The 18280-nt window shown below is 61.7% G+C and carries 16 protein-coding genes and 1 pseudogene; 10 read left to right on the plus strand and 7 right to left on the minus strand.

Going from position 1 to position 18280, the window contains the following annotated elements; all coding sequences use genetic code 11:
* Positions 1-122: 122 nt before the first annotated feature.
* On the plus strand, positions 123-2645 hold the full coding sequence (locus L0G76_RS03950; RefSeq protein ID WP_304356025.1) for an excinuclease ABC subunit UvrA: 2523 nt from the start codon (positions 123-125) through the stop codon (positions 2643-2645).
* A 93-nt stretch (positions 2646-2738) separates the two neighbouring features.
* Here L0G76_RS03950 and L0G76_RS03955 read toward each other — a convergent pair whose 3' ends face one another.
* The 5 genes from L0G76_RS03955 to L0G76_RS03975 form a co-directional block, all read right to left on the minus strand.
* Positions 2739-3545, minus strand: coding sequence for an ABC transporter ATP-binding protein (locus L0G76_RS03955; RefSeq protein WP_304356026.1), 807 nt, complete (start codon positions 3543-3545; stop codon positions 2739-2741).
* The gene (locus tag L0G76_RS03960; RefSeq protein ID WP_304356027.1) at positions 3538-4389 is read right to left on the minus strand and encodes an ABC transporter permease; all 852 of its coding nucleotides are present in this window, start codon (positions 4387-4389) and stop codon (positions 3538-3540) included. The genes L0G76_RS03955 and L0G76_RS03960 overlap by 8 nt, the downstream gene beginning before the upstream one ends.
* Before the next feature lie 77 nt (positions 4390-4466).
* Positions 4467-5660 carry an FAD-dependent oxidoreductase gene (locus L0G76_RS03965; RefSeq protein WP_304356028.1) on the minus strand — a complete coding sequence of 398 codons (1194 nt, stop codon included), beginning with the start codon at positions 5658-5660 and terminating at the stop codon, positions 4467-4469.
* Positions 5661-5778: 118 nt separating this feature from the next.
* A complete protein-coding gene (locus tag L0G76_RS03970) occupies positions 5779-6264 on the minus strand; it encodes a pyridoxamine 5'-phosphate oxidase family protein (RefSeq protein ID WP_304356029.1) in 486 nt (161 codons plus the stop codon).
* A 12-nt stretch (positions 6265-6276) separates the two neighbouring features.
* On the minus strand, positions 6277-6576 hold the full coding sequence (locus L0G76_RS03975; protein WP_304356030.1) for a hypothetical protein: 300 nt from the start codon (positions 6574-6576) through the stop codon (positions 6277-6279).
* A gap of 165 nt (positions 6577-6741) precedes the next feature.
* Between L0G76_RS03975 and L0G76_RS03980 the strand changes: the two genes are divergently transcribed.
* The 6 genes from L0G76_RS03980 to L0G76_RS04005 all read left to right on the plus strand — a co-directional run bounded on the left by L0G76_RS03980 (position 6742) and on the right by L0G76_RS04005 (position 13649).
* The gene (locus L0G76_RS03980) at positions 6742-7290 is read left to right on the plus strand and encodes a DUF421 domain-containing protein (RefSeq protein WP_304356031.1); all 549 of its coding nucleotides are present in this window, start codon (positions 6742-6744) and stop codon (positions 7288-7290) included.
* Positions 7291-7354: 64 nt separating this feature from the next.
* Positions 7355-7681, plus strand: coding sequence for a rhodanese-like domain-containing protein (locus tag L0G76_RS03985; protein ID WP_304356032.1), 327 nt, complete (start codon positions 7355-7357; stop codon positions 7679-7681).
* Positions 7682-7881: 200 nt separating this feature from the next.
* Positions 7882-9201 (plus strand): AAA family ATPase, encoded by a 1320-nt coding sequence (locus L0G76_RS03990; protein WP_304356033.1) that lies wholly within the window; start codon positions 7882-7884, stop codon positions 9199-9201.
* 6 nt (positions 9202-9207) lie between these two features.
* Positions 9208-9816 (plus strand): RloB family protein, encoded by a 609-nt coding sequence (locus L0G76_RS03995; RefSeq protein WP_304356034.1) that lies wholly within the window; start codon positions 9208-9210, stop codon positions 9814-9816.
* A gap of 147 nt (positions 9817-9963) precedes the next feature.
* The gene (gene pgm, locus L0G76_RS04000; RefSeq protein WP_304356035.1) at positions 9964-11604 is read left to right on the plus strand and encodes a phosphoglucomutase (alpha-D-glucose-1,6-bisphosphate-dependent); all 1641 of its coding nucleotides are present in this window, start codon (positions 9964-9966) and stop codon (positions 11602-11604) included.
* Positions 11605-12218: 614 nt separating this feature from the next.
* Entirely contained in the window at positions 12219-13649 is a 1431-nt protein-coding gene (locus L0G76_RS04005; RefSeq protein WP_304356036.1) for an AlbA family DNA-binding domain-containing protein, read from the plus strand.
* Positions 13650-13900: 251 nt separating this feature from the next.
* On the opposite strand, the gene L0G76_RS04010 is transcribed toward L0G76_RS04005, so the two are convergent.
* Entirely contained in the window at positions 13901-14038 is a 138-nt protein-coding gene (locus tag L0G76_RS04010; protein WP_304356037.1) for a hypothetical protein, read from the minus strand.
* 117 nt (positions 14039-14155) lie between these two features.
* Here L0G76_RS04010 and L0G76_RS16325 point away from each other — a divergent pair.
* A pseudogene (locus L0G76_RS16325) lies at positions 14156-14392 on the plus strand (phosphoglucomutase, alpha-D-glucose phosphate-specific); the annotation flags it as partial.
* A 9-nt stretch (positions 14393-14401) separates the two neighbouring features.
* Here L0G76_RS16325 and L0G76_RS04020 read toward each other — a convergent pair.
* Positions 14402-15532, minus strand: coding sequence for an aminotransferase (locus L0G76_RS04020; RefSeq protein WP_304356038.1), 1131 nt, complete (start codon positions 15530-15532; stop codon positions 14402-14404).
* Between the two features lie 60 nt (positions 15533-15592).
* Here L0G76_RS04020 and L0G76_RS04025 point away from each other — a divergent pair, with 60 nt between their 5' ends.
* Positions 15593-16228, plus strand: a complete 636-nt coding sequence (locus L0G76_RS04025; RefSeq protein ID WP_304356039.1) for an XRE family transcriptional regulator — start codon at positions 15593-15595, stop codon at positions 16226-16228.
* A complete protein-coding gene (locus L0G76_RS04030) occupies positions 16228-17433 on the plus strand; it encodes an MFS transporter (protein WP_304356040.1) in 1206 nt (401 codons plus the stop codon). The genes L0G76_RS04025 and L0G76_RS04030 overlap by 1 nt, the downstream gene beginning before the upstream one ends.
* Positions 17434-18280: the final 847 nt, after the last annotated feature.

The following is an 18280-nucleotide window of genomic DNA, read 5'->3' on the forward strand; positions in this document are numbered from 1 at the left end:
GCGTGCCGTGTCAGCCAGGAGCCGCCTCGGCGAGGGTACCGGCGATCTTCGGAGGTGACGGGACGCAAAGGGCTGGGTTGCTGGGTGGCGACCGCGTCGGTGCCGCTTGCTACGATCACGATATGTCGACCGAAACCCCTAACCACTCACCTGCCACAGCGGTCGAAGTTCGCGGCGCCCGCGTCCACAACCTGCAGGGAATCGACGTCGATGTGCCGCTCAGCACCCTCGTCGCCATCGCCGGCGTCTCCGGATCGGGCAAGTCGTCTCTGGCCATGGGAGTCCTCTACGCCGAAGGCTCACGACGCTACATCGAAGCACTGTCGACCTACACACGCCGTCGGATGGGACAGGCCGCACGCGCCGACGTCGACAGCGTCCGCCACATCCCCGCAGCCCTGGCCCTACGGCAGCGCCCGGGGGTTCCCGGTGTGCGCTCGACCTTCGGAACGTCGACCGAGCTGCTCAATGTCGTCCGGCTGATGTTCTCTCGGCTGGGGTCCCATGTCTGCCCGAACGGGCACCGGCAGGACCCGACCCTGTCCGTGGCCGCGGAAGAAGACTTCGCCTGCCCGGTGTGCGGTGAGACCGTGCGCGCTCCCGGCGCCGAGGCTCTGGCCTTCAATTCCGCGGGAGCCTGTCCCCGCTGTGAGGGGATCGGCACGATCCGAGACATCGACGATGCCTCCCTCATCCGCGATAGAACCATGACCATCGATGACGGCACCGTCATCCCGTGGCAGATGTTCGGATTCAACGTCCAGCCCCAGATCGCGCGAGAGTTCGATGTCCGCACCGATGTGCCCTGGCGTGATCTCAACGACTGGGAACGCGACATCGTCCTCGCCGGGCCCGAAGAGAAGAAGCACATCACTGTCACCTCGAAGAAAGGTCTGCATGATCTCGACTTCACATTCCGCAACGCACGCCTGACGGTCAGCGAAGAACTCAAGCGGGCCGATGACGAGAAGCGACTGGCCAGAGTCAGCCGGTTCCTCATCGAACGCGTCTGCCCCGACTGCCACGGAACCCGCCTGTCCCCCGCGGCCCGGGCACCGCGAATCGGTGAGCTCGGCCTCGCCGACGCGACCGCGATGACGCTCGATGCCCTCGTCGCTTGGGCCGCAGACGTACCGGACACGCTTCCCGGACCGATGCAGGCCATGGCCCGGGCGCTGGTCGACACACTGCTGGGCATGGCGCGCCGACTGCTCGACCTCGGACTCGGCTACCTCGGCCTCGACCGAGCCGGGGCGTCTCTGTCGACCGGTGAACGACAGCGCGTCCAACTGGCCCGGGCAGTCCGCAATGAGACCACCGGTGTCCTCTACGTCCTCGACGAACCGTCGATCGGACTCCACCCCTCGAACATCCAGGGCCTGCAGGGCGTCATCTCCGACCTCCTCGGCGAGGGCAACTCCGTCGTCATGGTCGACCATGATCCGCTCGTGCTGCGTGAGGCCGAGCATCTCATCGAGATCGGGCCCGGCTCCGGACGCGACGGCGGCACCGTGGTCGCCTCCGGCACTGTCGGGGATCTCGACGGCAACCCGGATTCGCGCATCGGCCCCTATCTCACCGGGCGGGCGAGCGGACTCGTCCGCACATCCGCATCAGCTCACGAGGTCTTCACTTACGGTCGGATCCGACTCGCCACCACACCGATCCACACCATTCACGCTCTGGAGGCCGAGATCCCGCGGAACAGGCTGACGGTTGTGACCGGGGTGTCCGGTTCGGGCAAAAGCACCCTCGTTCTCGACAGCCTCGTCCCCGCTCTCAGAGCCGACGACGAACGATCTCTGCCCGAGCATGTGCATGAGATCGACACCGCCGGGATCGAACGAGTCAATGTCGTCGACGCGACACCGATCGGCATCAACGTCCGCTCCACCGTGGCGACCTATTCCGGGGTCCTCGACGACCTTCGCCGGTCCTACGCTCGTCTCCAACCCTCGCAGGAGGCCGGGCTGAAGGCCGGTGACTTCTCCTACAACACGGGCACGCTTCGCTGCCCCAGGTGCGAGGGCACCGGCGAGATCACACTCGATGTGCAGTTCCTGCCCGACGTCGACATTCCCTGCCCCGAGTGTGAGGGCCGACGCTACAGCCCGGATGCGGAAGACTATCGCCGCCCCTCCGATGCCGACGGCCGGCCTCTGTCCTTGCCGGAGCTGCTGGCGCTGACCGTCGCCGAGGCGAGTCCCCACCTCGCCGGCATGCGCAGAGTCCATGCGCGTCTGCAGGCCCTGCAGGATGTCGGTCTGGGCTATCTCACCCTCCACGAAGCCACTCCCGCTCTGTCCGGCGGTGAGGCCCAGCGCCTCAAACTCGCCACCGAACTGGGCAAGTCGCAGCAACACACTCTCTTTGTCTTCGACGAACCGACAGTCGGTCTGCATCCCGATGACGTCCGTGTGCTCGTCCGCGTCTTCCAGCAGCTCCTCGACCAGGGTGGGACGGTGCTCGTCATCGAACACGATCTCGACATGATCGCCAACGCAGACTGGATCATCGACCTCGGCCCCGGCGGCGGTGAAGACGGAGGTCGGATCGTCGCTGTCGGCACCCCGGAGACGGTCGCCGGCGATTCGCAGAGCGTCACCGGAGAGTATCTCAAAGCGCACGTGCTGCCCGGCCGATGACAGGCAGACACCGCCTTGTCACACACGCAGACTGCCGCCGCAAGGAATCTGGTGACGGCGTGCGGGCGACCCGCGGACAGCCCACTGGCGGAGCTAGTCCTGGTCTTTCTCCTTCTCCGCCTTGGTGAAGTCCTGGTATTCCTTGATGACGTCCTCCGCGGGTCCGTCGGCGCGGAGGACGCCCTTCTCGATCCACAACGCACGGTTGCACGTGTCCTTGATCGAGCGCATCGAGTGCGAGACCAGGAAGACCGTGCCCGCGTTCTCGCGGATCGAACGGATGCGCCCCTCGGACCGGTCGCGGAACTTCTTGTCCCCGACGTTGAGCGCCTCGTCGACAATCAGGATCTCGTGCTGGACGGAAGTTGCGATGGCGAACTTCAGACGCTGGGACATGCCCGATGAATAGGTGCGCATCGGCAGATCGATGAAATCGCGCAGTCCCGTGAACTCGACGATGTCGTCGAACTTCTCCTCCACCTTGGCGCGGGTCAGCCCCAACGCCAGAGAGCCGAGGACGATGTTGCGGGCTCCGGAGAGATCCGGGATCAGGGCAGCACCGACACCGAGGAGGTTCGGCCGCGAGCTCGCATAGATCGCACCCTCGGACGTTGGGGTCAGACCGGTGATCGAGCGCATGAGCGTGGACTTGCCTGAGCCGTTGGAGCCGATGACACCGATGGATTCGTTCTTGTGTGCGACGAAGCTGACGCCCTTGAGGGCATGAACCTCCCGAAGTCCACGCCGCTTGGTCATCACGTCTTTGCTGCCGAGCTTGAGCTTTTTGCCCGTCGCCAGGGTCTTATAGCGGACGTGGACGTCGTCGCAGACCACGACGGGCGGATTGTCCTTGGTCACTGCGGGGACGCTGCCGGTATCGGGCGTGTCCTGCTCACTCATCGCGACCATACCTTTCCTCGGCCTGCCAGAAGAAGATGAAACCGAAGATGAAGATGCCGAAGGCCCAGATAGCGAGGTGCCAGAAGTAGTCATAGGGAATGACACCGTCCTTCATGAGAATGCCACGGGCGATCGAAAGAACATTGTTCAGAGGCTGCCAGTCGGCGAACGGCTGCAGGGCCGGATTGATTTTCTCGACCATGGTCTTGAGCTCGAAGAAGACCCCCGAGGTGTAGAAGATCATGCGCGAGATGAATGGAGTGACCTGGGACAGATCACGGAAGTGGACAGTGGCGCGCGCGAAGATGAAGGCAACACCCTGGTTGAAGATCCAGAACAGGATGACCAGCGGAATGAAGAGGAACCATTCCCAGTTGGGCCGCGCTCCCCACAGCATGACCAAGAGCGCCATGAAGATGAAGGTGGGGATGAAGTTCAACAGGTTCTGGAACACCGTGGCGATGGGCAGCACGATGCGCGGGAACGGCAGAGATTGGACAAGGGAGGCGTTCGAGATGATCGACTTCGCCCCGCCATTCATCGAGGTGTTGAAGAACTCGAGGACGAAAACGCCGATGATGACGAAGGGAGCAAAGTCCGGCGGACGCGCAGTCGCGCCCTGCATGATGAAGCCGAAGACCGTACCGTAGATGAGCGCTGAGAACGCCGGCCGCAACAGCACCCAGAGCATGCCGAGGCGGTTGCGTTCGTTCTCGCTCTGCATCTTGTACTTGGCAAGGGTGAAGGTGAAGTCGCTGCGAGTGATCAGCTGCTTGACGTACTGGGGCAGTGACGGCCGTCCGCCGACTCTGCCGAGGTCATGCGCGTCAGCTAGCTTAGCCATATCCATGTACAGAAGTTTCTCTCGTCGGCGACTTGGGGTCGATCACAGGAAGTCTACGTGATGAGGTTAGCCGATTCTCACAGTCGGCTATGAGCCTTGAAGTCGAAGTCCGGGTCTTCGATCTGGGCACGAGTCGGTTTGTTGTTACCGGCAAGTACTCGTCTGGCAGCGGCCTGCATGGGCGGCCAGTTGAGCGTTTCGACACCGACGAGAGCTGCCTCTGAGCTTGGGCCGTCGAAGTGGAAGACCTGGAACTTCTTCCCGCTCGGGTCGTGCCTGATGATCGTGCCGGTGGCATCGGGGCTGGTCAGGCCTGCGGTGAAGACCTTTTCCGGACCTTGGAAGCTCCAGTGCCAGGGAACGTCGGACCAGGGCTCTTCGGCTTCACTGCCCTCGGCACTAAGCAGGTCGGCGAGGTATCTGCCGTGACTTTCGGCCACGGGTTCGCAGGCCCAGGGGTGGTCGAGGGCATAGGGTCCGGCGGTGATGCGGGCACAGTCACCGGCGGCCCAGATTCCGGGGTGAGATGTTGCCAATTTCTCATTCACCTCCCATGCCTCGGCGGGTCGGTCGCCATCGATGGGAATGAGCGCCGGACGGGCGCCGACGCTGGTGACGAACAGGTTATGAATGTTCGCCGGAATTTCATCTGGACTGCTGGTGTGAGCGACGAACTTCACGCCCGCTTCCTTGTGCTTGGCGAAGAGAGCCTGGCGCACCGGTGCCGAGAGCTGCTTGCGCAGCGGTTCGTCGCCACGCAGATAGACAGTGGCTTCATGGCCTGCCGCGACCGCCGAGGTGGCGACTTCCATCCCCAAGTACCCGGAGCCGAGTACTCCGACGTTGAGAGGGGCACTGGATTCGGCAACCATGCCACGGATCCATTCGGCCTCGCCGAGGTTGTAGACCGGAAGCGCGTCCGGATACTGCGGGATCTCGGGTCGGTTGGCCTCCATGCCGGTGGCGAGGATGGCGTGGGTGAAGTCCAGGGTCACCTCGGTGGCCAGGTGGACGGTGCCTCCTTCACCCACCTCGGCGAGGGTGATCTCCGTTGCCCTGTCACGGACGAAGGTGATGAGCTCACTGGATTCGAGGTGGAAGGGCAGGTGGTACCGGGAGTCGTCGAAGAGGTGCTTCGACAGGGGTGGTCGCTCGCAGGTCTCCCCCGCGTTCGGGTCGACGAGGGTGACCGCCTGTCCGCGTTCGCTGAACTCCCGGGCCGCGGTGATTCCGGCCAGTCCCCCACCGATGATGACGATCTGCTTTGCCATGCCTCCATGCTAGTCCGAGAGTCGTGTGTGGCCAGTCTTGGAGTCGGTGGCATCGGCCACGCCGGCATAGCTCACCGCCGGAAGAACCCCCCCGCCGGTGAGCCGCCTGTTCGCTCGTTCAGAGCTCGGTGGTGTCGCTGCCTCCGGCGGTGCGATCACCGGTGACCTTGGCCTTGGCGATCTGGGCCAGCGCGGAGACCTTCCCGCCCTCGAGTCCCCAGTGCTGGGCGGAGTCCCCGACGACCTTCATGAGGCCGAGTTCGGGGTCATTGCGCCCGCCGGTGAACCAGGCGGCGACCTGGTCATTCCAGAGTTCGTCCTTCTTGTCCTGGTCGTCGACGAACTCGACTCGACCTGCCACCGAGAGCCAATTGCCCGCCTCGGCGACGGCGATGTTGACCTCGGGATTCTTCAGCAGTGCTGTCGCCTGGTCACCCTGCATGCCGATGAAGAACCACACATCGGCATCGTCGGTGACCTGCTGAGGCACCATGGGGTGGGCGAGCAGCTTGCCGTCGTTGAGTGCGGTGGTGAGCATCACGTATCCGCTGTCGCGGAGGATGCTCACGACATCGGCCTGATTCAGGTTCTCGGTGTCAGCCATTGTGCTCTCCCTTCACCGGTCGTCGTTTGCGGATTCGTCAGTTCTTCGGACAGCGTCCTCGGAGACGAAGTCCTCGGCTGCTGATTCGTCGACGGCGGTATGTGAGCCGTCTGGGTTGCGATACAGGCTCACACCCTCCTCGGCGGCAGCATCACCAGCACGACGCTCGACGTCCTCCTCGGTGTAGCCGACCTTCGCATGCGAGTGCACTTGGGAGGTGCCGGCCAGCGGCTCGGCCGTCTTATCGAGTTTCTCCGCAACATCGCGGGCCTTCTTCTCGCCGTTCGTCTCGTCGCTCGTGTCTCTGCTCATCATCGATCCTTTCGCTGACGATCCATTGCACCTCAGTCGTATGGTCGACTGTTCGGTCATTGTCACATGATGTCGCTCCCTGCGACAGGGGGGTGTCGGGCCGCAGTCTGCATTGTCAGGCGGCGGGAAGCTTCGTCGACGTCGCTGATGTGTCACGATGGCCGAATGGATCCCAGCTACTTCTGGACCGGTTGGTCCCCCATTTGGCACACGCTGCTCATCGGCACCGTCGGCTACCTCACGCTCGTCATCCTGCTGCGCGGCACAGGACCGAGGACGATGGCGAAGATGACACCTTTGGACTTCGTGATCGCGGTGACGATCGGCTCGGCATTCGGTCGTGTCATGACCGCCGTCGACGTCGGCCTCGCCCAGACCCTGGTCGCCCTGGTGCTGCTCGTCGTCGTGCAGTGGGTGCTCGCAACCATCCGCTCGCGATCGCATTTCATGCGCCGACTTCTCGATTCTCCCCCGGTGCTGCTCTACTACGACGGTCAGCTGCAGCGAAAGTCCCTGCGCAAACACCGACTCACCGAGGCTGATGTCCACACCGCCGCTCGCCAGTCGGGACACGGTTCGCTCGATGACCTCCAGGCCGTGATCCTGCATCAGGACGGCTCGCTCGGCGTGATCGCACGGGCCTCGATGGGCGATGGCTCAAGCGTCCTGCCGTTCGTCGAACGACATCAGGGAGATGACACCCAGGAGCGCTGAGTCGCACGGGCAGCAACCTGGCCTCGGGGATGCATTGGGAAGACTGCGTGCCTAAACTGAAGACATGGATGAAGAATCAGTCTCCGTGAACGAAATCCCCGAGGGTGCCGCCATCATCGACGTGCGCGAGGACGACGAATGGGAGGCCGGGCACATCGAAGGCGCGGTCCACGTGCCGCTGGGCGAACTGCCCACCCGCCTCGACGATCTGCCCCTCGATGACGATATGTACGTCATCTGCCGCACCGGTGGGCGTTCCATCCGCGCCGTGGCGTGGCTGACCACCAACGGCTTCGACGCTTACAACGTTGTCGGGGGCATGGGGTCGTGGAACCTCGACCACGGCAAGCCGATCGTGTCCGAGACCGGCGACGAGCCCTGGGTGAAGTGAGGCAACCACACGCCATCGATCCATATCGACGGCGGGGACAAGCTTCGGACTCAGTGGCGCCCGGTGGCCCAATCGCCCCGGTCGCAACGACCGGTACTTGGGATTCCAGGCCAGGGAGCTCAGCACCCTGAATAAAGGCGGTTTCGGGAACTTTATTCCGAAAGATTGCCTGAAGTGGCGCCTGAGCCTATAGTTGAAGCATGTTACTCGAATTCCGAGTCAGGAACTTCCGGAGCTTCGCCGATACTGCGACGCTCGACTTAACCTCGAAAACGCTGCGCACTCTGGTGCCTCGAAACGGGCAATCTTGGATCGATTCTACGGTTCGGACTGCGGCGATATTCGGCCCTAATGCGTCCGGCAAGAGCACGCTTCTCGACGCTCTCGAGACCCTCATCAAGTCGATTCGACGACCGCGAACGCTACTTTTTCATCCTCATTTTGGACACACCTCCGGCACTGCGGAAAGAACCGAATACTTCCTCAGCTTCGTCGCCGATGATGTTCGCTACGATTACGAGATCTCTGCTGAAGACTGGGGTATCAGCTACGAATCGCTGAAAAGCTACCCCCACGGGACCGCCCGTCACCTGTTCACAAGAGTCCAGGACCATAAGTCGTCCGAAATGCTCCTCAGCACAGGATCCACGTTGAAGGGGCCGACGCAGGAAGTCCGACGCATCACGACCCGCACTGCAACTTTCCTAAGTACGGCCTTCCAATATGAACACTTGACGCTGGCTCCGGTCGCTCGCGCTCTCGTCCACTCGCCGCACTTCCAGTCGATCGAGGTGGGCGACCAGGGAACGACAAATCGACTTCAATGGGTGATGGCACGTTTGGCCGAAGGCGATGACGGATGGCAGGAGCTGGTCAACAGCGTCGCCAGGGCTGCCGACCTGGGGATCACGGAAGTTCGGTTGGACGAACGAGAGCTGCCTGAAGATCTCGTCAAGAAACTCGAAGCACTTTATGCAGCTGTCGAAGATGACCCCGAAATGGAAGTGCCCGAGGAGATCATTGCCAGCATGGGGCGCTCTCTGGTCTTCACCCACAAGTCTGCTGATGGAGGGGAATTCTCTCTGCCGCTCAATGCCCAGAGCGCAGGCACCATCACTTGGATGGCAACGGTTCTACCAGCGATTGAAGCTTTGACCACCGGCGGTGCCCTGGTCGTTGACGAACTCGACTCCAGCCTCCACCCAAGCCTGACAGCGTCGCTGATTGAGATGTTCAAAGATGAGGACATCAACCACCTCGGTGCCCAGCTGATATTCGTCGCCCATGACACTGCGTTGCTGTCCAACTCCCCCTCAAGAATTCTGGAACCTAACGAAGTCTGGTTCTGTGAGAAGGACGATGACGGCACGAGCGAACTGTTCTCGCTGCAGGAATTCGACACCCGTAAGGGAAACAACGAACAGAAGAGGTACTTGGCAGGAAAATTTGGCGCCGTTCCCGATGTCAATGTGACAGAGCCATTCCGGCGGGGGCTGTCATTGCGAGAGAGTGTGGGCTGAGCAGAATTGTCTCGCAAACGATCAGCACCCAAACGTCAGTCGAAGAGAACTGTTCTCCTCGTCACCAACGGTCAGATCACCGAAAAGCGGTACCTGGAAGAACTGAAGCGCCTCGCCAATCGCGACAAGTCCCACAGTGTCAGCGTCAAACCGATCGCACGGGACCCCAACGGCGTGCTGAAGAAGCTTGCGAGCCCTCAAGGCGACCTCTCCGCCTTTGACGAAGTCTGGATCATCGTCGACCACGACGGTACCGACCGCACCGACTTCCTCAAACGATGCGACAGTATGTCTAATCGGACCACACAGGTCCGAGGCGTAGTGTCAGTGCCGTGTTTCGAGGTTTGGCTCCTTGCCCACTACAAACAGGTCGGGCTCTATCCTGATCAAGAAGCGGCCAAACGAGATCTGGCGATGGAAACTGACCGGCACAGGAATGCGAAGGAGTTGCCACCAGATTTCCCCTGGGGCAATATCGCTCAAGCTTGCGAACGATGCCACCTAGCTCACGAGGAGATCCCCCGGATCAATCAGCAGGGAAATGCATCGTCCACAGGAATGCCCCATCTCATCTACTCACTCAAGCTGGCCCGGCCACAGCAACAACCCGAGTGAACCGATCGTCTCCGAGAACGGGCAAGAACACTGGGCGAAGTGGGTGAGAGCAATGATTTTCCGCCCATCGGAACATCTGCCGTCCACGATGCAAGAACTGAAGGCTCAGGAATGTGTGCATCGGTGGGGATTTGGCAAGGTAGGACTATGACTACTCGCGCCGGCCAGCTGGCCCAGGATCGGGATCTTGTTGACATCCCCGCACTGCTCGACTCATATTACGATCTCGTCCCCGATTCTTCCGTACCGGCTCAGGCCGTGAGCTTCGGAACCTCGGGCCACCGCGGCTCGAGCTTCAACCGTGCCTTCAACGAAGCCCACATCACAGCGATCACCGCCGCCATTGTCGACTTCCGCAAGCAGCAGGGCATCCGCGGCCCCATCTTCCTGGGCCGTGACACCCATGCGCTGAGTGAGCCTGCGTTCCTCACCGTCCTCGAAGTCCTTGCCGCCGCCGAGGTGCCCGTGCTCATCGATGAGCGTGACGGATTCACCCCCACACCTGTGCTCTCCCACGCGATCCTCGGCTTCAACGCCGGGAAGTCCGCGACCGAGCCTCAGGCCGACGGCATCGTCGTGACCCCCAGCCACAATCCGCCATCCGACGGCGGCATCAAGTACAACCCCCCTCACGGCGGACCGGCAGGCTCAGAGACGACTACGTGGATCGCTGAGCGCGCGAACTCCTATCTCGAAGCCGGGTGGGAGAAGGTCCCACGCACCGGCTTCCAACGGGCCTTCCATCTGGAGAACACCGAGAACTTCGACTTCATCGCCAACTACACCGAAGACCTCGAATCGGTCATCGATCTCGATGTCATCCGCAGCTCCGGCATCCAGATCGGCGCCGATCCCCTGGGCGGAGCCAGTGTCGACTACTGGGCCGCGATCGCCGAGGACTTCGATCTCAACCTCACGGTCGTTCACCCGGAGGTCGATCCGACCTGGTCATTCATGCCCCTCGACTGGGACGAGAACATCCGCATGGACTGCTCCTCCCCGTACGCCATGGCCGGGCTCATCGCCTCCCGCGCTGACTTCGACATCGCCACAGGCAACGACGCCGATGCGGACCGTCATGGCATCGTCACCCCCGACGCGGGACTGATGAACCCCAATCACTACCTGGCCACGGCCATCGACTACCTGCTCGATCACCGTCCCGAGTGGTCGACCGGCGCCGGGGTCGGCAAGACGCTGGTCACCTCTTCGATCGTTGACCGCATTGTGTCTGCCCACGGTCGCCGGCTCTTCGAGGTCCCTGTCGGATTCAAATGGTTCGTCCCCGGACTCCTCGACTCGACGCTGGCCTTCGGCGGCGAGGAATCAGCCGGCGCATCGTTCCTGCGTCGCAGCGGCAAGGTGTGGTCGACGGACAAGGACGGCATCATCATGGCCCTCCTGGCCGCCGAGATGACGGCGAAGACTGGACAGACCCCGTCTCAGCGCTATGCAGGTTTGGCCGCGAACTTCGGCCATAGCGCCTACGCCCGCCAAGACGCCCCGGCCACGCGGGAGCAGAAGGCCAAGCTCGGTGCGCTGGAGGCCTCCCAAGTGAGCGCGAAGACCGTCGGCGGTGAACCGGTGACCTCGGTGCTCACCTCGGCGCCGGGAAACAACGCCCCCATCGGCGGACTCAAGGTCACGACCGAGAACTCCTGGTTCGCGGTCAGGCCATCGGGCACAGAGGACGTGTACAAGATCTACGCGGAATCGCTGAAGGACGATGACCACCTCCGGTCCGTGCAGCACGATGCGCGGAGCTTGGTCGACGGCGTGCTGGGCTAGGGCGATGAAAGCGCATAAACCTGGTGAAGTTGAAGGACGCGACCCAAATTACTGGAGGTTGTAAGTGAGTCCAGAACTCTTAGCTGCCCTCGCAGGCGCAGTGGTCGGGGCTGCATTAACTGGCGTTCTGGGATACTTCCAAAGTCGATGGGCTCGGACTTCCCAAAAACGGGTAGAGCGTGATCACCAGCGACTGACGCTTGTCCGTGAAATCATGCGTTTTAGACTAGATCAAGAGCGATTGATCGGCCCTCTCAACGAGCTTCCACTTGTGTTTGGCGATGATGGTGACGTGCTTCGCCTATATCGGGAAACTCTCAATTCGACTGACACAGCGGCGAGAACTCGCTCCATAACAGACTTGATTAATCGGCTAGCTAGCCTTGTCGATTTGCCTCCAAAAGTGCAAATATCCGACATTCAAAGAGGTTTCCAGATCTCCGGCTAATTCCGGAGTCGCTTTATATCCCGGGGGCACTCGCTCCGATCCCCAGCTAGCACTTTGACTGCCTGGCCACAATAGTGTCGGGAATATGTCACTCGGCTGCGACCCGGTGCTCGGGCAACGGCGTGTCAACTCGAAAGCCCGAGCACTGTAAGGAAAGATTTCACACATGGACGTCGATCTGTCGCGGCTACCTACCGGGATCTCCGGATGGTTGTCTTTAGTCAATCATGCACTGGCGCTGGGCGACCTGTCAGAGGTCGATTATCTCGAGTTGAAGGGCAGTCTTTCATTTGACGAACGGCAGAACAGAAAGCGATCTGCAGTCGTACTGAGCAGGACGATAATTGGCATGGCTAACCGGATGCCAGATCTCGCAGAGAAACACCTGAGTGGATCAGGAGTAATCCTAGTTGGCATCGACCAGCAGAAAACGCTTGTCGGCGTCGAAAAGGTAGACGCTGCGGTTCTACATGATTCTGTCGGAACCTACGTCGGTGCAGACGGCCCTCAATGGGATCATCAGTTCATCGAGCATTCGGACGGTCTGGTGCTAGCGATCATTGTAAACGCACCACAATGGGGTGACCGCATCCACGCTTGCCGAAAGGACTACACAGATGACACTTCTAAATTGTCAGTTCGCGACGGCGAAGTGTATGTCAGAACCCCAGAGAAGACTCGTCCCGCGACGAGCCACGACCTGAAGCAACTAGAGTGCCGACGTGTCAAAGCTCCTCATACCGGTGCCAGAGTGAGCATCGAATATTCTGGCGCCTTTGACCGCATTAGCCGTGACAACGTCCAAGAACTGATCGAAAGCCTGGTCAAGTCAGCCGCAGACGAGATGATAGAGGGCATACCTGCCTCCGCACGAAGTAGCTCCAACTTAACTGGTGTGCGTAACATTCTGGAACCGCAGTTGGGCAACGCAGACCGCCGCACAGTCGACCAGTTTCGTGCTGATGTCAAAAGGTGGCAAGACGAATGCCAGGCCGCCGTCGAAAGTGCGAAAACCGAGTTCTTGCGCCAAATGTTGAACCATGGGACTTTCGAGATAAGCAACAAATCGGATCGCTACCTCGAGAACGTTCGGGCGCGGGTGAAATTACGCCCCAATGTCACAGTATTGATGGTTTCGGATTCAGCCTATTGTGACCATGTCGACAATCACGGACGCCAGTTCCCGGTGTTTCAGATGATGCCAGATAAGCCTCCCCACTACGGTGAACTGAAGCCATACCAGTTAGACTATTCGACCATGAACTTGCCTAAGGCTAATCGAGCAGTTCCCCGTCTACTTACTTCAAACTTCCACGTCGAAGCAACTTCGGATAGTTGCATCGTTTCTTGGTACATCGGCGACTTACCTCCTCGGACCACGGCGAGAGCCAAAGAGAAGTTCTCGGTGTTCACAGACGTGGACGCTCGAGAACATTTTCATGATGCAGCCTCAGAGAAACACGAGTCAATGCCCACCGAGATTGGCGGGACATGGAGTGTAACTGCCCGCGCCGTAGACTACGTTTTCAGAGGCGCAATCACAGTGCCGTGCCGCCAGGAGTCCGGTGACCTCACGTTGTGGTCGACAGGGCGTTAATCTTAGCTCGCGGTGCACACCAGCCCCGATCTGTAGGCAAGGCGCGGAGATCATCGGAAACTCTCCGCCCATTTCGCTGGGCAGTGAGCGTTGTGCTGAAGGTTCGAGATCCGAGTGGACAGATGAGAAGTACAGAATGCGATGACCGTACGTGCCTTCAGGCAACCTCGGCCAGGACAAGCAGTACCCCGCTCCAGGATAAACTGGGAGCGGGGCTCTCTCTTCTTCGCACTACTACTGCGCTCCACTGCCTACAGGTGCGACTCCGGTGCGTTCTGCGCGTAGTCCTCGAATGTGTCGTTCTGGAACGCGTCCTGAACCTTCTTCAGCCCTTCTTCGCCAACGTTGACGATCGACTGGCCGTCACTCGAGGTTCCGACTCCCGCCATCGGGGAAGTGAAGAACTCGATGTCGCCTGGCCGGAAATATCTAAGGCCGTGACGGAAATGTACTGGGCGTCGAAGCCGGAGTCGACGTACATGTACAGGACGAAGTCCTTGACAATCCAGGTGAGCGCGAAGTCCGTCGGCGGTGAACCGGTAGCCTCGGTGCTCACCTCGGCGCCGGGAAACAACACCCCCATCGGCGGACTCAAGGTCACGACCTAGAGCTCCTGGTTCGCGGTCAGGCCATCCGGCACAGAAGACGTGTACAAAATCTATGCGGCGTCGCTGCGCGATGAAGACCACCTGCGGGCCCTACAGCACGATGCGCGCACGCTGGTGGATGGGGTGCTGAAGTAGGGCCCGTCTTCACCATTCAGACACGCTGTCGAGGAATTCGCCTGTCAGCGTCAGCCCGGTCTTCAGCACCTCGTGGTCGTCGGCGAATCCGATGCGCAAAGTTTTGGGAATGCCGAAGGCGTCTCCCGGGGTGAACATGACGCCGTGCTCGGCCAACAGCCGGCGGCAGAAGTCATAGGAATCGATGTCTGCGTCGTAGCCGAGGAGCGCGGTAGTGCCCGATTGCGGCTTCACCCAGCTGACGTCTGCACGTGAAGCCACCCAATCATCGAGGACGGCCAGGTTCTCACGGGTGATTGCTCGCGAACGGGCGAGGATCGTGGTTCTGTTCTCCAAGGCCACTATCGCGAGCGCGTCATCGATGCGGCCGACGCTGATCGTGGTGTAGTCACGGTGAATCGCGACTGCTGCCAGGAAGTCCTGCGGTCCGACGATCCAACCCAACCGCAGTCCGGCCAGCGCATAGGGCTTGGACATGCTGCCGGTGGAGATCCCGAACTCGTAGAGATCGGCGATAGATGCGGTGAACCCGTCGCCGTTCTGGTCGACTCCGCGGTAGACCTCATCGCAGAGGACCCAGGCACCGACCTCGCGGGCGATGTCGACAATGGCCTCCATCTGCTGGCGGGGAATGAGCGCTCCGGTGGGGTTATTGGGGTTGTTCAGCGCAATGAGCTTCGTATTCGGCCGCACTGCGGCAGCGATATCTTCGAGACGCGGCAGCCAGTCGTCGTCGGCACGCAGATGCACAAGGTCAACCTCGGCGCCCAGACTCTCCGGGATCGAATAATGCTGCTGATAGGTGGGCACCACAGTCACGACATGATCTCCGCGTTCGACCAGTGCGGAATAGGCCAGCGAATTGGCGCCGATCGCACCATGTGTGATCATGACGTCATCGGCGCCGGCATGATCGTAGAGTTCCGCGACAAGCTCCCGCAGCCGCGGACTGCCGATGATGGGCCCGTAGGTCAGCTGCATCGTGCCGAGCTGCTCCCAGAACGCCGCCCGATCCCCTGTGAGGTCGACGAGCTCGTCGACGGTCAGTGATCGCACACATGTCTCGGCGAGGTTGAAACGGCACGACTCCTCATATTCGTCCATCCACTGCTCGACGGCGAACGCTTCGATGTAGGTCACGTGGAATCCTTCACTAGGGAACTATAGTGCTCATAGTCAGCGTGCAGTATAGTGCTCATTATGTCAACGAAGAGCCCCCGCATCCAGACCTTCCTCGACCGCGTGGGTGACCGCGTCCGGAACCTTCGCAGGGCTCGCGATTGGACCGTTCAACAGTTGGCCGATGAGTCCTCACTGAGCCGCCGAATGCTCACTCAGATCGAGCTGGGCCAGGCCAACCCCAGCCTGGCGACCATCGACCGCATTGCCCACGCCCTCGATGCGAACTTCGCCGATCTCGCGCTCAGAGGCAAGGCCTCGTCAAGGCCTGACAGCTCCGCCTCCTGTGATCGTGGTCAGCGCACATCCGCGGACCCCGGCGGGACCGGCCAGCCTGATCCGGGCAGCGGCCACACCCTGGCCTGGGAGGGACCGCACGAAAGCACGGCACATCTCCTCGGCGCGTCCTCAGCACCGGGCACCGAACTGTGGCGGTGGCATCTCGGACCAGGCGTGAGGTACCAGGCAGAACCCGACCGTGCCGGCACCGAAGAAATCCTCCACGTGATCTCCGGGGAGCTCGCGCTCGAACTCCCCGACGAGACACAGACACTTTCCGCTGGAATGTCGACCAACACCCCCACCGACCAGAGCTACTCCTACACAGCGGGCCAGGAGGCCCCGGTCGACTTCATCCGCGTGGTCATCGGAGCCTGATGGAGAATACTCAACCAACGCCACCGCAGGACAACGGCGGTCCCTCACGTTCGCGCCTCAACGTGCTGCGTTGGCAGATCGGGTACGGGACCTTCGGTGTGCCGCAGGCAGCCGCACCCATCGCCTTCGCGCTCCTCGCACTGCCCATCACCGGATCTGCAGAGTCGGGTGCGGGTCTGGTCTTCGCTATGACGGCGGCACAGATCTTCGGCTCGGTGCCGATCACCCGACTCGGTCAGCGATTCGGCAGCGTCGGCTACCTGCGCACCCTCATCGCGTTCCGCACACTCGGCCTCATCGCAGTCACGATCCTGGCCGCGGTGTCGGCGCCGTTCGCCTATCTCATGATCGCCGTCGTCGTGGCCGGCCTGGTCAACGGCGCAGCCTACGGATATCTGCGAACACTGCTCAACCACCTCGTCGAACCCGCCGGGATGCCGCGCGCATTGGGCATTGCCGCCACCCTCAATGAGGTCGCCTTCGCCACTTCACCGGTCCTCGCCTCGCTGCTCGGGGCGTGGTCACCGGTTGCAGCAATGGCCGTGGTCACCATCCTCGGCGCGGGACCGATGGTGCTCATTCCGAAGATCCCCGAGGCACGGTCGACCCCAGCTGCCAGCCGGCGTTCGAGCCGCCGCAACCCCGTGCCGCGCGTGGTCTGGATCTGGCTGTTCGCGTCGGGTGCGACCGGTGCCGCCATTGCCGGAATCGAGGTCGGAGCGGTGTCATTCGCCCTGTCGTTCGGCCTCGATCCGGCGTGGGCGTTCCTGTTCGCGTTGGCGTTGTGCATCGGTTCGGTCCTCGGCGGAGTGTGGGTGAGCATCCGCAACCGCATGCCCGGCCGATGGAAGGTCACAGCCTTCTTCGCCATCACCACCGCCGCCTTCTCACTGCTCCTGTTCGACGGCCACATCGCCCTCACCCTTGCCGGTGCCCTCGTCGTCGGCTGGTTCCTGCCGATGCTCGACACCTTCTACCTGCTCGCCCTCGACAGCCTTGCCCCGGAGGAGAGGCGTGCGGAGATGTTCGCGCTGCTGCGCACGACCAACGCAGTGGGCATCATGGCCACCAGCGGTCTGCTCGCTCTGCTCGGGCTCGACGCAGCACTCGCCGGCGCCCTCGGGCTGCTCGTGATCGCGACGGTGCTGGCCGGTGTCTACTTCACTCGCGGGCAGCGAAGACGGCGAGAAGTGCCGGTGGGGTGAGCTTGGGTGGCAGAGAGTTTCCATTGATCTTGCATATCGGTGCGGTCTATTTGTGACCTGAAGATCAGGGAAGCGGAGCAACGGCTGAGCGTGTCCGAACGCAGAGCCAGGGCACTGGCTGCCAGCGGCTTGATCCCTGGGCGAAAATCCGGAACGACCTGGGTCGTCGACGCTGCCACAACGCGGCCCGGACGCGGGAGACCGCTCGCGCCGATGGCTCAGAGACACCTCACGGAGGCACTCCACTACCGATCGCTGGCCGGTCTTCGCGGTCACGATCGGACACGCACTGCCCAACGACTTCAATTGCTGCGCTCCGCTTGTGACCCCGCCCTCCTGTTGCGTCGCTGGTTCCCACTAGGCGCCGCCCGCAGGCACGGCACCCCCGTGAATTTCGGCCACCGGCTCGTGGCGCTTGCCCATCTGGGGAAGAACCAGGAAGTCAGTAAGCTGCTGGCAAGGAAGACGACAGAGTGCCTGAGAGCACCTGAAGATCTTGCCGAAATCATTGCGAGCGAGCGCGTGATCAGCGGACTCCCCATAGCGGATCTGGCTGAGCAGTCGAACACCACAGTCGACGCAATCCGAACTCTGGAGAAGCACGGAGCTTACGCTTCGCCCGGTGCTCTGCGTCGTGTTCTGCGGTCGCTTGATGTCTCCCCCGCTGCGTTGCCTCCATTCGAAGTGGCATCGTGAGCAGGCTCGAGGCTGAGCTCGACAGTTCCGAAACGGCGGTGCGGCTCCGGGGGCGGCGATTCGCGATCACGATCGCGTATCGCTAATGAGTCTCCGGCAGCTGGTGCAGTCTGAGACCATTGATCATGGTCGCAATGACTTCTGAGGGCTC

Origin of the sequence: Brevibacterium picturae (assembly GCF_030453725.1) — a bacterium.
In the GTDB taxonomy this organism is placed as follows: domain Bacteria; phylum Actinomycetota; class Actinomycetes; order Actinomycetales; family Brevibacteriaceae; genus Brevibacterium; species Brevibacterium sandarakinum_A.

Coding starts and splice junctions, on each gene's coding strand:
- L0G76_RS03950 (WP_304356025.1), top strand. CDS start 123: ATGTCGACCGAAACCCCTAACCACTCACCTGCCACAGCGGTCGAAGTT.
- L0G76_RS03955 (WP_304356026.1), bottom strand. CDS start 3,545: ATGAGTGAGCAGGACACGCCCGATACCGGCAGCGTCCCCGCAGTGACC.
- L0G76_RS03960 (WP_304356027.1), bottom strand. CDS start 4,389: ATGGCTAAGCTAGCTGACGCGCATGACCTCGGCAGAGTCGGCGGACGG.
- L0G76_RS03965 (WP_304356028.1), bottom strand. CDS start 5,660: ATGGCAAAGCAGATCGTCATCATCGGTGGGGGACTGGCCGGAATCACC.
- L0G76_RS03970 (WP_304356029.1), bottom strand. CDS start 6,264: ATGGCTGACACCGAGAACCTGAATCAGGCCGATGTCGTGAGCATCCTC.
- L0G76_RS03975 (WP_304356030.1), bottom strand. CDS start 6,576: ATGAGCAGAGACACGAGCGACGAGACGAACGGCGAGAAGAAGGCCCGC.
- L0G76_RS03980 (WP_304356031.1), top strand. CDS start 6,742: ATGGATCCCAGCTACTTCTGGACCGGTTGGTCCCCCATTTGGCACACG.
- L0G76_RS03985 (WP_304356032.1), top strand. CDS start 7,355: ATGGATGAAGAATCAGTCTCCGTGAACGAAATCCCCGAGGGTGCCGCC.
- L0G76_RS03990 (WP_304356033.1), top strand. CDS start 7,882: ATGTTACTCGAATTCCGAGTCAGGAACTTCCGGAGCTTCGCCGATACT.
- pgm (WP_304356035.1), top strand. CDS start 9,964: ATGACTACTCGCGCCGGCCAGCTGGCCCAGGATCGGGATCTTGTTGAC.
- L0G76_RS04005 (WP_304356036.1), top strand. CDS start 12,219: ATGGACGTCGATCTGTCGCGGCTACCTACCGGGATCTCCGGATGGTTG.
- L0G76_RS04010 (WP_304356037.1), bottom strand. CDS start 14,038: ATGGCGGGAGTCGGAACCTCGAGTGACGGCCAGTCGATCGTCAACGTT.
- L0G76_RS04025 (WP_304356039.1), top strand. CDS start 15,593: ATGTCAACGAAGAGCCCCCGCATCCAGACCTTCCTCGACCGCGTGGGT.
- L0G76_RS04030 (WP_304356040.1), top strand. CDS start 16,228: ATGGAGAATACTCAACCAACGCCACCGCAGGACAACGGCGGTCCCTCA.